The following is a 12,358-nucleotide window of genomic DNA, read 5'->3' as shown; positions in this document are numbered from 1 at the left end:
ACCGAAACTATTATCTGTGGCGAGGGAGCTTGCTCCCGCTCGGCTGCGCAGCAGTCGTCTTGTGTTTCAGACAAACAACACTTACCGGTTTTGGGACTGCTTTGCAGCCGAGCGGGAGCAAGCTCCCTCGCCACAATTCACCGATTACTTGCTCACCAGTTCATCTTCCTTGAACTGGTCTTTGACGTACTTGATCTCGGTCCGTCCGTGCGGGGCTGGCAAACCATCTTCGCCGAGGTTGACGAACACCATCTTCTCCACCGTGAGGATGCTCTTGCGGGTGATCTTGTTACGCACTTCGCAGGTCAGGGTGATCGAGGTGCGGCCGAACTCGGTGGCGGTGATGCCCAGCTCGATGATGTCGCCCTGGCGCGAGGCGCTGACGAAGTTGATCTCGGAAATGTACTTGGTCACCACGCGCTGATTGCCCAACTGGACGATGGCGTAGATCGCCGCTTCTTCGTCGATCCAGCGCAGCAGGCTGCCGCCGAACAGGGTGCCATTGGGGTTGAGGTCTTCGGGTTTTACCCATTTGCGGGTGTGGAAATTCATGTTCACTCCTGAGCGTTTGCCGAAAGATGGCGCCATCTTGGCAGACCGGACGGTCATGCTCCATGAGCCTTCTACTATGGTCGCTATTAGCGATCTTCATTTGGCCGACAGAAACCCTTTGGAAGATCAGTCTAGACGGCTATAATCGCCCCCGTTTCAAAACGGTAACGTTCACCTGGTACCGTTTTCCCGCCACCTGTCCGAGGGGCGCTGCAGCAGGATCAACCTGTCAGGCTCGGATGGGGCGTTGACTGGCCAAGGCCGGACACTAAACGCACAACGGCGCCCATTCGCATACATTACGAATGGAGGCTCTTCATGAGCGCTGTTATCACGCCTGCAGATTTTAACGATTACAAAGTTGCCGATATGTCCCTGGCCGCCTGGGGCCGTCGCGAAACCATCATCGCCGAATCGGAAATGCCGGCCCTGATGGGTCTGCGCCGCAAGTACGCCTCCGAGCAGCCGCTCAAGGGCGCGAAAATCCTCGGCTGCATCCACATGACCATTCAGACTGCCGTGCTGATCGAAACCCTGGTTGCCCTGGGTGCCGAAGTACGCTGGTCGTCCTGCAACATTTTCTCGACTCAGGATCAGGCCGCTGCGTCCATCGCTGCCGCCGGCATCCCGGTTTTCGCCTGGAAAGGCGAGACTGAAGAAGAGTACGAGTGGTGCCTGGAGCAGACCATCCTCAAGGATGGCCAGCCATGGGACGCCAACATGATCCTCGACGACGGCGGCGACCTGACTCAGCTGCTGCACGACAAGTACCCACAGGTGCTGGACCGCGTTCACGGCGTGACCGAAGAAACCACCACCGGCGTTCACCGCCTGCTGGACATGCTGGCCAAGGGCGAGCTGAAGATCCCGGCGATCAACGTCAACGACTCGGTGACCAAGTCCAAGAACGACAACAAGTATGGCTGCCGTCACAGCCTGAACGATGCGATCAAGCGCGGTACCGACCACCTGCTGTCCGGCAAGCAAGCGCTGGTCATCGGTTACGGTGACGTGGGCAAGGGCTCTGCTCAGTCGCTGCGTCAGGAAGGCATGATCGTCAAGGTTTCCGAAGTTGACCCGATCTGCGCCATGCAGGCCTGCATGGACGGTTTCGAGCTGGTTTCGCCGTTCATCGACGGTATCAACGACGGCACCGCAGCAAGCATCGACAAAGCGCTGCTGGGCAAGATCGACCTGATCGTGACCACCACCGGTAACGTCAATGTTTGCGACGCGAACATGCTCAAAGCCCTGAAGAAGCGCGCTGTTGTCTGCAACATCGGTCACTTCGACAACGAAATCGACACCGCTTTCATGCGCAAGAACTGGGCATGGGAAGAAGTGAAGCCACAGGTCCACAAGATCCACCGTACCGGCCCGGGCGCTTTCGACGCACAGAACGACGACTACCTGATCCTGCTGGCCGAAGGCCGTCTGGTGAACCTGGGCAACGCCACCGGTCACCCGAGCCGCATCATGGACGGTTCGTTCGCCAACCAGGTACTGGCGCAGATCTTCCTGTTCGGCCAGAAGTACGCCGACCTGTCGCCAGCCGAGAAAGCCAAGCGTCTGACCGTTGAAGTACTGCCGAAGAAACTCGACGAAGAAGTGGCCCTGGAAATGGTTCGCGGCTTCGGCGGCGTGGTGACTCAACTGACCAAGCAACAGGCTGACTACATCGGCGTCACCGTCGAAGGCCCGTTCAAGCCGCACGCTTACCGCTACTGATTGACGCGGCGGCCTGCTCTCCCTGTGGGAGCGGGCTTGCTCGCGAAAGCGGTCTGTCATTCAGCATTGATGTTGCCTGACCCGCCGCTTTCGCGAGCAAGCCCGCTCCCACATGGGCGGTGCAAGCCTCACAGGCTTCGTGTTTCCAAGGGTATTTCCCATGTCCCAAGACCGTCGCTACAGCTTCGAGTTCTTCCCGACCAAGACCGATGCTGGGCATGAAAAGCTGCTCAACGTTGCCCGTCAGTTGGCAACGTACAATCCCGATTTCTTCTCCTGCACCTATGGCGCTGGTGGTTCGACCCGTGATCGCACCCTCAACACCGTTCTGCAGCTGGAAAGCGAAGTCAAAGTACCGGCCGCACCGCACCTGTCGTGCGTCGGCGACAGCAAGGACGACCTGCGCGGCCTGCTGAACGAATACAAGGCTGCCGGTATCAAGCGCATCGTTGCCCTGCGCGGCGACCTGCCGTCCGGCATGGGCATGACCAGCGGCGAGCTGCGTCACGCCAATGAATTGGTTGAATTCATTCGTGAAGAAACCGGCGATCATTTCCACATCGAAGTTGCCGCTTACCCGGAGATGCATCCGCAAGCGCGCAACTACGAAGACGATCTCGCCAACTTCGTGCGCAAGGCCCGCGCCGGCGCCGACAGCGCGATCACCCAGTACTTCTTCAACGCCGACAGCTACTTCTACTTCGTAGACCGTTTGCAGGCACTGGGCGTGGATATTCCGGTGGTACCGGGGATCATGCCGATCACCAACTACAGCAAGCTGGCGCGCTTCTCCGATGCCTGCGGTGCGGAAATCCCGCGCTGGATCCGCAAGCAACTGGAAGCCTACGGCGATGACAGCCAAAGCATTCAGCGCTTCGGCGAGCAAGTTGTCAGCGAAATGTGCGAACGCCTGCTGCAGGGTGGTGCACCGGGGCTGCACTTCTATTCCATGAACCAGGCTGAACCTAGTCTGGCGATCTGGAATAACTTGAAGTTGCCGCGCTAAGCACTAAAAGAGAGATCAAAAGATCGCAGCCTTCGGCAGCTCCTACAGGGGTGTCGTTGCTGCGATCTTTTGCTTTTGAATCCCCGAATTAGAGCTTGTGCAGGCACTTTCTGGCTCTTTCGCGTTTCTCGTCGTAATCTCAAGTCATGCCTTTGATCGCGCAACTATTCACGGTACTGGTTTTTGCTTGCCTGAGCTTTGCCGCTCGGGGCGAGAAGTTGCGTATTGTCACCGAGCCGTGGGCTCCTTACGTGTATGAGGAGGACGGCAAGAACCTCGGGCTGGACTACGAAACCACCGCCATCGTGTTCAAGCGTTTGGGAATCGAAGTCGAATGGCAGTTCCTGCCGTGGAAACGCTGCCTGTCGATGCTCGAGACCGGCCAGGCTGACGGCGCGCTGGATATCTTTCACAGCGACGAGCGCGACGCCACCCTGCTCTATCCGAGTGAACCGTTGTCGGACGTCGAGTTCGTGATGTTCTACGCCAATGACCGGCCACACCCCTTCAGCAAGCTCGAAGAACTCAAAGGCCTGACCATCGGCACTTCGCCGGGCTATCTGTACAGCGCCGATTTCAGCCAGTCGCCACTGTTCACCCGCGAGCCGGCACCGACCCACGAGGCCAACTTCGGTAAACTGCTGCGCGGACGCATCGACTTGTTGATCACCGATCGCCGCGTCGGTCAGCATTTGCTCGATCAGCTGAATATTCGCGATCAGATCAGCGAAAACCCGACGATCATCAGCCGTCAGAGCCAATATCTGGCCGTTCGACGCAATGCCGGGATGGATCTGCTGGTGCAGCGCTTTGGCGCTGAACTCAAACGATTCAAGCGTGAACCTGCCTACGCCGAGCTCAGCGCACGCTACGGCGCTGCCCCTACAGGCACGGCGCTGCCGGGCAATGCATCGGCCAGCCATAAAACCGTTGAGCAGCAGGAAAGCAGCGCGCAGTGATTGCTCTGTTATACTCCGGCGTTCCCGCCAGGCTCACGCCCGGACGCCCGGAACCATAACAGGCCTCTCGACCCGCTACAGCGCAGCTTTCAGCCCGCGCGAGCGCTCCTGACGTGCCTTCGGAACCGCAGCAGGACCGGACGGGATTGCGTCCTCTTAAACGTGATTCGCGCCAGGCAAGACTCCCATTGGGCCAAGCCCTAACTAAAACAGGATTACTCATGTCCTTTGCTTCCCTCGGTCTCTCCGAGGCTTTAGTCCGTGCCATCGAAGATGCGGGCTATACCGAGCCTACTCCGGTGCAACAGCGGGCCATTCCCGCCGTGTTGCAAGGTCGCGACCTGATGGTTGCGGCACAGACAGGTACCGGTAAAACCGGCGGTTTCGCCCTTCCGATCCTGGAGCGGTTGTTCCCCAACGGTCACCCGGACAAATCCCAGCGTCATGGCCCGCGCCAACCGCGCGTTCTGGTCCTGACCCCGACCCGCGAACTCGCGGCCCAGGTACACGAGAGCTTCAAGATCTACGCCCGTGACCTGAAATTCGTCAGCGCCTGCATCTTCGGCGGCGTCGGCATGAACCCGCAAGTCCAGGCCATGTCCCGTGGGGTTGACGTCCTCGTCGCCTGCCCGGGTCGCCTGCTCGACCTCGCAGGCCAGGGCAGCGTCGATCTGTCCCACGTCGAAATCCTCGTCCTCGACGAAGCCGACCGCATGCTCGACATGGGCTTCGTCCACGACGTGAAGAAAGTCCTCGCGCGTCTGCCGGCCAAGCGTCAGAACCTGCTGTTCTCGGCGACATTCTCCAAAGACATCACCGATCTTGCCGGCAAGCTGCTGCACAACCCGGAACGTATCGAAGTGACGCCGCCGAATACCACGGTCGAGCGCATCGAACAACGCGTGTTCCGTCTGCCGGCCAGCCACAAGCGTGCCCTGCTGGCGCACCTGATCACCGCCGGCGCCTGGGAACAGGTACTGGTGTTCACCCGTACCAAGCACGGCGCCAACCGTCTGGCCGAGTACCTGGACAAACACGGCCTGCCGGCTGTGGCGATCCACGGCAACAAGAGCCAGAACGCCCGCACCAAAGCCCTGGCCGACTTCAAGGCCGGTGAAGTGCGCATCCTGGTAGCGACCGACATCGCTGCTCGCGGTCTGGACATCGACCAGTTGCCACACGTGGTCAACTTCGAACTGCCGAACGTCGATGAAGACTACGTGCACCGTATCGGCCGTACTGGCCGTGCCGGTCGTTCGGGCGAGGCGATCTCACTGGTGGCCCCGGACGAAGAAAAACTGCTGAAAAGCATCGAACGCATGACCAAGCAGAAAATCGCCGACGGCGACCTGATGGGCTTCGATGCCAGCACCATCGAGGCCGAGAAGCCTGAAGTGCGCGAGCGTCCGGACATGCGCAACCCGCGCAATTCCCGTGGCCCGCGTGGCGACGGTCCGAATGGCGGCGGTGGTGGCGGCGGTCGCAAGGACAAAGGCAAAGACAAGGGCAAGGAAAAACCCGCCGGCGAACGCGGCGAGCGCCCTGCCCGTCAGCAGAAGCCACGTGAAGGCACCCCGGCCCGCGAACAGCGTCCGAGCCAGCCACCACGCGCAGCGGCTGATCGTGCACCGGACGAGTTCCTCGACGACGATATCGATAACTTCGGTAACCGCGTGGATTACGTGCCGAAAGCCGCCCCTGCCGGTGGCCGTGGCCGTCGTCCGGGTGCGCCGGCACAAGGTGCAGGCGCTGGCGCCCCTCGTGGCGGGCAGCCGCAAGGTCGCCAGAACGGTCCGCGCAACAGCAACGGTTCGAGCACCGGCACCCCGCCGGCCAAACGCAACGGCCCGCGCAACGGCGCGCCGCGTGATGGCCAGGGCCGTCGTGACGAGTCCTCGTCGCGCAACCGCCGCCCGGCTCGCGACGATCAGCCACGTACCGAGCCAGCCGTGCAGAACCCGCGCAGCAACGGGCCGAAGATCATGCACAAGGAATCGAAAGCCGACCGCTTCCCGACGCCTGAGCAGCTCGATCAACTGCCGACCCGTCCGCGCGGCGAGAAACCAGCACTGCTGACCCGCAATCGCTGAGTTATCGCTGCCATGAAAAATGCCCCGGCTCGCAAGAGCCGGGGCATTTTTTTTGCTCCCACAAATCCCTGCATCACCACAATCCCCCTGTGGGAGCGAGCTTGCTCGCGAAAGCGTCGGATCAGTCGAGACCTCTGGTGAATGACACACCGCATTCGCGAGCAAGCTCGCTCCCACAGTGGATATGCGGTGGTCTCAAGTGATCTGGCGGGCAATAAAAAACGCCCCCGGCCTTGCGACCGGGGGCGTTTTTGTATGGCGGCGATAATTACTTCGCTTTCACACCTTCGAACGAGATGTACAGGTCGACCTTGTCGGACTGTGGACCCAGATCCATCATCTTGCCGAAATCAGAGCGCTTGATGCTGGTGGTGCCTTCAAAGCCGGCACGGTAGCCGCCCCATGGATCCTTGCCTTCGCCCAGGAACACAGCCTTGACCACGATTGGCTTGGTCACGCCGTGCAGGGTCAGGTCGCCGGTCACGTCAGCAGTGTCTTTGCCCTCGGCGTTCTTGCCGGTGGATTTGACGCTGGTGGAGACGAACTTGGCGTCAGCGTATTTGCCCACGTCCAGGAAGTCTTTGCTGGAGATGTGCTTGTCGCGCTCGGCGTGGTTGGTGAACACGCTGGCGGTTTTCACGTTGAATTCGATTTTGCTGTCTTCAGGCTTGGCGGCGTCAAAGCTGAACTTGCCGTCGATGTCCTTGAAGGTACCGGTGATGTAGCTGTAGCCCAGGTGGCTGATCTTGAAGTCGACGAAAGCGTGCTGGCCTTCCTTGTCGACAGTGTAATCAGCAGCCATCACGTTCGCGGACAGTACGGCAGAACCGATTGCCAGAGCGGCCAGAGTCTTTTTCAACATGCTTTCTTTTCCTTTGAGTCGAGGTTGAATTTCAGGCTTTGCGACCGAGCATTCGTGTCAGGGTCGCATCACGATCGATAAAGTGGTGCTTCAATGCTGCCAACGCATGGAGACCGGAAAAAATTACCAGCGCCCACGCCAGCCAGAGATGAATCACCCCAGCGGTATCTGCCTGATCCGGTAGTCCGGAAACCAGTGCAGGAACTTCAAACAGGCCAAACACCGGGATCCCGACACCGTCTGCGGTGGAAATCAGGTAACCGGCAATCATCACGGCGAACAGCGCGAGGTACAGAAACCCGTGGCCGAACCTGGCGCCGATGCGGGTCATGCGGCTGTAGCTCTGCAGCGTTGGCGGCGGCGGGCTGACAAAGCGCCAGAGCACCCGCAACACCATCACGCCCAGCAACACCAGACCGATGCTCTTGTGCAGATCCGGCGCGTCTTTGCGCCAGCTGCTGTAGTAATCCAGCCCCACCATCCACAGACCCAACGCGAACAATCCGAAGACCGCCAGCGCCACGCCCCAGTGCATGAAGATGCTGACCCAACCATAGCGAGAAGCAGAGTTACGTAGCTGCATTGCCCAAATCCTGTGAGAACTGCGAACCAAGACTAGCGAGTTATCTATCGAATTAAAGCGGAAAATTTTGCTTTGAAATATCGAGAAATGCGATCAAGAGTCTTGAACAGATGAGTTAAGGAAAGATTAAAGGGGATTCGTTGCTGGCTCTCGAGTGTTTTTTGGCAGGCAATGACAACGCCATCTGCGTCCTCTGTCAGCCCATACAAAGTAGCTCAATCCACACAATGGGTTGTCCCGGCGCGATGCATTGCATAGGCTTGCGCGATTGTTTGCCCGCACCTGACGCGAGCCGCCTCGAGGAGACTGTAAATGGGCCTGAATAACCAGTGGATGCAACGCGACCTCGCGGTGCTGTGGCATCCCTGCACCCAGATGAAAGACCACGAACAGCTGCCGCTGATCCCGATCAAACGCGGTGAAGGCGTCTGGCTCGAAGATTTCGAAGGCAAGCGCTACCTCGATGCCGTCAGCTCCTGGTGGGTCAACGTGTTCGGCCACGCCAATCCGCGGATCAACCAGCGCATCAAGGATCAGGTCGATCAGCTGGAACACGTGATCCTCGCCGGTTTCAGCCACCAGCCGGTGATCGAGCTGTCCGAGCGTCTGGTGAAGATGACGCCCGAAGGCCTGAACCGGGTGTTCTACGCCGATAACGGTTCGTCCTGCATCGAAGTCGCGCTGAAAATGAGCTTCCACTACTGGCTCAACCGCGGCCAGCCGAACAAGAAACGCTTCGTCACCCTGACCAACAGCTACCACGGTGAAACCATGGCGGCGATGGCGGTCGGCGACGTGCCGCTGTTCACCGAAACCTACAAAGCGCTGCTGATGGACACCATCAAGGTGCCAAGCCCGGATTGCTACCTGCGCCCGCAGGGCATGAGCTGGGAAGAACACTCACGCAACATGTTTGCGGCGATGGAACAGACGCTGGCCGAAAACCATGACAGCGTCGCGGCCGTGATCGTCGAGCCGTTGATTCAGGGCGCCGGCGGCATGCGCATGTACCACCCGGTATACCTCAAGCTGCTGCGCGAAGCCTGCGACCGCTACGGTGTGCACCTGATCCACGACGAAATCGCTGTCGGCTTTGGCCGCACCGGCACCATGTTTGCCTGTGAACAGGCCGGCATTCGCCCGGACTTCCTCTGCCTGTCCAAGGCCCTGACCGGCGGCTACCTGCCGCTGGCGGCGTGCCTGACCACCGACGAGGTCTACAGCGCGTTCTACGACGACTACCCGACCCTGCGCGCCTTCCTCCACTCGCACAGCTACACCGGCAACCCGCTGGCCTGTGCGGCGGCGCTGGCGACCCTGGACATCTTCGAGCAGGACAACGTCATCGAGAACAACCAGGCCCTGGCCCGGCGCATGGCCTCGGCCACTGCGCATCTGGTCGATCACCCGAACGTCTCGGAAGTGCGCCAGACCGGGATGGTGCTGGCCATTGAGATGGTCAAGGATAAAGCCACGAAAGAGGCCTACCCTTGGCAGGAGCGACGTGGCCTGAAGGTGTTCCAGCATGCGCTGGAGCGCGGCGCACTGCTGCGTCCGCTGGGCAGCGTGGTGTATTTCCTGCCGCCGTACGTGATCACCCCGGAGCAGATCGATTTCCTCGCCGAAGTCGCCAGCGAAGGCATCGACATCGCCACCCGTGACAGCGTCAGCGTGGCCGTGCCGAAGGATTTCCACCCGGGGTTCCGCGATCCGGGCTGATTTGAATTGTTCAAGATTGTGGTGCCTGGGCTGCCGCTTTCGCGAGCAAGCCCGCTCCCACATTTGGAATGCATTTCCCTGTGGGAGCGGGCTTGCTCGCGAATGAAGTCGACACCGTTCCAACTGATTCACATCTTTCCAGAGACCCGAAATGAGACTGTCCCGCTTCTTTATCGACGCCCCCCTGAGCACCGGCGAACACGAACTGCCGGAGGCTCAGGCGCATTACATCAGCCGCGTGCTGCGCATGGCCGAGGGCGATGCGGTGCAGTTGTTCGACGGTTCCGGCCATGAGTTTCGCGGCTCGCTGGTGGAAGTCGGCAAGAAACGCGTCGTCGTGCAGATCGACGAGCAACTGCCCGGCCAGATCGAATCGCCGTTGCAGATCCACCTCGGTCAGGGCCTGTCCCGGGGCGAGCGCATGGACTGGGCGATCCAGAAAGCCACCGAGCTGGGCGTGAGCGAAATCACCCCGATCTTCAGCGACCGCTGCGAAGTGCGGCTCAAGGACGAACGCGCCGACAAACGCCTGCTGCACTGGCGTCAGGTGGCGATCAGCGCCTGCGAGCAGTGCGGTCGTTCGCGGGTGCCGGTGATTCACCCGCCGCTGCTGCTGGCCGACTGGCTGAAACAGACCCAGGCCGAATTGAAACTGGTGCTGCACCCGGTGGCCGAGCCGCTGGTGAGCCATGCCAAACCGGCGACACTGGCGTTCCTGATCGGGCCGGAGGGTGGCTTGTCGGATGCCGAGGTTGAGCAGGCCAAGGGCAACGGCTTCCATGCGGCCCGCCTTGGGCCGCGGGTGTTGCGTACCGAGACCGCGCCGGTGGTGGCGCTGGCGGTGGCCCAGCAGTTGTGGGGTGACTTCTAGGGCCTCTTCGCGAGCAAGCCCGCTCCCACAGTAGTTCTTGGGTGTACACAGCATTTGTGTTCACTGCAAATCCACTGTGGGAGCGGGCTTGCTCGCGAATGCGGTGTGTCATTCAACAAAGATGTTGGCTGACTTGACGCCATCGCGAGCAGGCTCACTCCTACAGGGGGATGGCGGGGCGTTCAGAGGACATAAAACAGAATCGCCACAAAGTGCAGCAGACTCCCGGCGATCACAAACAGATGCCAGATCCCGTGCGCATGCCGCAACCGGTGATCGAGGGCAAAAAAGATGATCCCCACGGTGTACAGCACCCCGCCCGACGCCAGCCAGGCAAACCCCGTCGTACCCAGCGCCGCGATCAACGGCTTGACCGCCACCAGCACGATCCAGCCCATCACCGCATAGATCACGATCGACAGGATCCGCGCCTCCGAGCGTGGCTTGATCTCCTGCAAGATGCCGATCAGCGCCAGCCCCCAGACAATCCCGAACAGCGTCCAGCCCCAAGGCCCGCGCAGCGTCACCAGACAGAACGGCGTGTAGCTGCCGGCGATCAGCAGGTAGATCGAAAAGTGATCGACCTTCTTCATGATCGCTTTCTTGCGCCCGCGCACGCTGTGGTACACGGTCGAGGCGCTGTAGAGCACCAGCAAGGTAAAGGCGTAGATCGCCACGCTGACAATCTTCCACGGACTGCCGTCGAGGCTGGCAATCACCAGCATCCACACGCCGCCGATAAACGCTGCCACTGCCCCGACCAAGTGCGTCCAGGCGTTGAGTTTTTCCCCGTGATACATGTGTCACTCACCTCGTTATTCGTTACCGCAGCGCGCAAGGCTCGGGCCTTGAGCGTAAAAGCGCAATGTTTCCATTCAAAGCCAGGATCAAAAGATCGCAGCCTGCGGCAGCTCCTACAGGAAAATCGCATTCCAAAGGTAGGAGCTGCCGAAGGCTGCGATCTTTTGATCTTCAAGGCACAATCGGCCGACATAAAAAAGAGTCCGCGCCATGCTGATCGACGAAGAATTGACCCTGAAAAAACTCGAGGTGTTCCTCGCCTTCATGCGCACCGGCAATCTGGCGCGCGCCGCTGCCGAGTTGCAGACCAGCAATGTCAGCGTGCACCGGGCGATCCATTCGCTGGAAAGCGCCCTGCGCTGCCCGCTGTTCAAGCACGAGGGCCGTAACCTGACGCCTCTGGAAAGCGCCTACGTGCTCGAAGAGCGCGCGCAGAAGCTGATCCAGGACGTGGTCGAAAGCGTACGCCTGACCCGCGAGGCTGCCGGATTCTCCGCTGAACGCTTCAAACTCGGCTCGCTGTATTCGCTGACGGTGAAAACCGTACCGCAACTGATCATGGGCCTGAAGATCCGCCGCAGCGAACTCAACATCGACCTGATCCTCGGCTCGAACATCGACCTGCTGTACAAGCTGAAGAACATGGAAGTCGACGCGATTCTGGTGTCGCTGGACGACACAGTCAGCGATCCGGACTGCGAGCAGATCCCGCTGTTCTCCGACGACATTTTCCTCGCCACGCCGGCAGATTCAAGATTCGCCCAGCGTCAGGAGGTCGATCTGGCGGAAGTGCGCGACGAAACCTTCATCACCCTGACCCAAGGCTTCGCCACCCATCAGGACGGCATCCGGGTGTTCAAGCAGGCGGGGTTCGAGCCGAAGGTGGCGATGCAGGTCAACGACATCTTCACCCTGCTGAGCATGGTCAGTTCGGGGGTGGGTTATGCGTTGCTGCCGGGGCGGATTGCGGCGGTGTACGAGAACCGCGTGAAGCTGATTCCGTTGCAGGAGAAGTACCGCTTGCAGCAGCACATTGGCGTGGTGTTTCTCAAGGCCAAGGAGCGCGATCCGAATCTGCTGGCGTTGCTGGCGGAGTGTCGGATGTATGCCAATCGCCAGACTTGAGACCGAGTCGCGCCCTTCGCGAGCAAGCCCGCTCCCACAGGGGAACGCATTCCAAATGTGGG

The 12,358-nt window shown here is 60.3% G+C and carries 11 protein-coding genes and 1 riboswitch; of the genes, 7 read left to right on the top strand and 4 right to left on the bottom strand.

Going from position 1 to position 12,358, the window contains the following annotated elements; translation table 11 throughout:
• Positions 1–144: 144 nt before the first annotated feature.
• On the bottom strand, positions 145–552 hold the full coding sequence (locus NTD85_RS14245; protein ID WP_027610610.1) for an acyl-CoA thioesterase: 408 nt from the start codon (positions 550–552) through the stop codon (positions 145–147).
• Between the two features lie 196 nt (positions 553–748).
• Positions 749–847: riboswitch (S-adenosyl-L-homocysteine riboswitch) on the top strand.
• 23 nt (positions 848–870) lie between these two features.
• Between NTD85_RS14245 and ahcY the strand changes: the two genes are divergently transcribed.
• The 4 genes from ahcY (at position 871) to NTD85_RS14225 (ending at position 6,335) form a co-directional block, all read left to right on the top strand.
• Complete coding sequence (ahcY, locus tag NTD85_RS14240) at positions 871–2,280, top strand: adenosylhomocysteinase (RefSeq protein WP_262142454.1); 1,410 nt, start codon at positions 871–873, stop codon at positions 2,278–2,280.
• 160 nt (positions 2,281–2,440) lie between these two features.
• Complete coding sequence (gene metF / locus NTD85_RS14235) at positions 2,441–3,286, top strand: methylenetetrahydrofolate reductase [NAD(P)H] (RefSeq protein WP_003229047.1); 846 nt, start codon at positions 2,441–2,443, stop codon at positions 3,284–3,286.
• Positions 3,287–3,432: 146 nt separating this feature from the next.
• Positions 3,433–4,245 (top strand): substrate-binding periplasmic protein, encoded by an 813-nt coding sequence (locus NTD85_RS14230; protein ID WP_103522056.1) that lies wholly within the window; start codon positions 3,433–3,435, stop codon positions 4,243–4,245.
• A gap of 221 nt (positions 4,246–4,466) precedes the next feature.
• Positions 4,467–6,335: a DEAD/DEAH box helicase gene (locus NTD85_RS14225; protein ID WP_139055210.1), complete on the top strand. Its 1,869-nt coding sequence runs from the start codon at positions 4,467–4,469 to the stop codon at positions 6,333–6,335.
• Positions 6,336–6,603: 268 nt separating this feature from the next.
• On the opposite strand, the gene NTD85_RS14220 is transcribed toward NTD85_RS14225, so the two are convergent.
• Complete coding sequence (locus NTD85_RS14220) at positions 6,604–7,197, bottom strand: YceI family protein (protein WP_027610605.1); 594 nt, start codon at positions 7,195–7,197, stop codon at positions 6,604–6,606.
• 31 nt (positions 7,198–7,228) lie between these two features.
• The gene (locus NTD85_RS14215; protein ID WP_201136368.1) at positions 7,229–7,780 is read right to left on the bottom strand and encodes a cytochrome b; all 552 of its coding nucleotides are present in this window, start codon (positions 7,778–7,780) and stop codon (positions 7,229–7,231) included.
• 312 nt (positions 7,781–8,092) lie between these two features.
• Here NTD85_RS14215 and NTD85_RS14210 point away from each other — a divergent pair, with 312 nt between their 5' ends.
• Together NTD85_RS14210 and NTD85_RS14205 are read left to right on the top strand one after the other, a co-directional pair.
• Positions 8,093–9,499 (top strand): adenosylmethionine--8-amino-7-oxononanoate transaminase, encoded by a 1,407-nt coding sequence (locus NTD85_RS14210; RefSeq protein ID WP_262142453.1) that lies wholly within the window; start codon positions 8,093–8,095, stop codon positions 9,497–9,499.
• Between the two features lie 151 nt (positions 9,500–9,650).
• Positions 9,651–10,370 carry a 16S rRNA (uracil(1498)-N(3))-methyltransferase gene (locus NTD85_RS14205; RefSeq protein ID WP_103522459.1) on the top strand — a complete coding sequence of 240 codons (720 nt, stop codon included), beginning with the start codon at positions 9,651–9,653 and terminating at the stop codon, positions 10,368–10,370.
• Between the two features lie 182 nt (positions 10,371–10,552).
• On the opposite strand, the gene trhA is transcribed toward NTD85_RS14205, so the two are convergent.
• Positions 10,553–11,170, bottom strand: coding sequence for a PAQR family membrane homeostasis protein TrhA (gene trhA / locus NTD85_RS14200; RefSeq protein ID WP_047596560.1), 618 nt, complete (start codon positions 11,168–11,170; stop codon positions 10,553–10,555).
• A gap of 211 nt (positions 11,171–11,381) precedes the next feature.
• Between trhA and NTD85_RS14195 the strand changes: the two genes are divergently transcribed.
• Positions 11,382–12,296: a LysR substrate-binding domain-containing protein gene (locus tag NTD85_RS14195; protein ID WP_226500916.1), complete on the top strand. Its 915-nt coding sequence runs from the start codon at positions 11,382–11,384 to the stop codon at positions 12,294–12,296.
• Positions 12,297–12,358: the final 62 nt, after the last annotated feature.

This window comes from Pseudomonas sp. 13B_3.2_Bac1, from assembly GCF_025466205.1.
Classification (GTDB): domain Bacteria; phylum Pseudomonadota; class Gammaproteobacteria; order Pseudomonadales; family Pseudomonadaceae; genus Aquipseudomonas; species Aquipseudomonas fluorescens_H.
This window is presented reverse-complemented; position numbering and strand designations above follow the sequence as displayed.

Bases quoted from the DNA above. Each gene is read 5' to 3' on its own strand.
- ahcY (WP_262142454.1), top strand. From the start codon at position 871: ATGAGCGCTGTTATCACGCCTGCAGATTTTAACGATTACAAAGTTGCC.
- NTD85_RS14245 (WP_027610610.1), bottom strand. From the start codon at position 552: ATGAATTTCCACACCCGCAAATGGGTAAAACCCGAAGACCTCAACCCC.
- NTD85_RS14215 (WP_201136368.1), bottom strand. From the start codon at position 7,780: ATGCAGCTACGTAACTCTGCTTCTCGCTATGGTTGGGTCAGCATCTTC.
- metF (WP_003229047.1), top strand. From the start codon at position 2,441: ATGTCCCAAGACCGTCGCTACAGCTTCGAGTTCTTCCCGACCAAGACC.
- trhA (WP_047596560.1), bottom strand. From the start codon at position 11,170: ATGTATCACGGGGAAAAACTCAACGCCTGGACGCACTTGGTCGGGGCA.
- NTD85_RS14225 (WP_139055210.1), top strand. From the start codon at position 4,467: ATGTCCTTTGCTTCCCTCGGTCTCTCCGAGGCTTTAGTCCGTGCCATC.
- NTD85_RS14210 (WP_262142453.1), top strand. From the start codon at position 8,093: ATGGGCCTGAATAACCAGTGGATGCAACGCGACCTCGCGGTGCTGTGG.
- NTD85_RS14220 (WP_027610605.1), bottom strand. From the start codon at position 7,197: ATGTTGAAAAAGACTCTGGCCGCTCTGGCAATCGGTTCTGCCGTACTG.
- NTD85_RS14195 (WP_226500916.1), top strand. From the start codon at position 11,382: ATGCTGATCGACGAAGAATTGACCCTGAAAAAACTCGAGGTGTTCCTC.
- NTD85_RS14205 (WP_103522459.1), top strand. From the start codon at position 9,651: ATGAGACTGTCCCGCTTCTTTATCGACGCCCCCCTGAGCACCGGCGAA.
- NTD85_RS14230 (WP_103522056.1), top strand. From the start codon at position 3,433: ATGCCTTTGATCGCGCAACTATTCACGGTACTGGTTTTTGCTTGCCTG.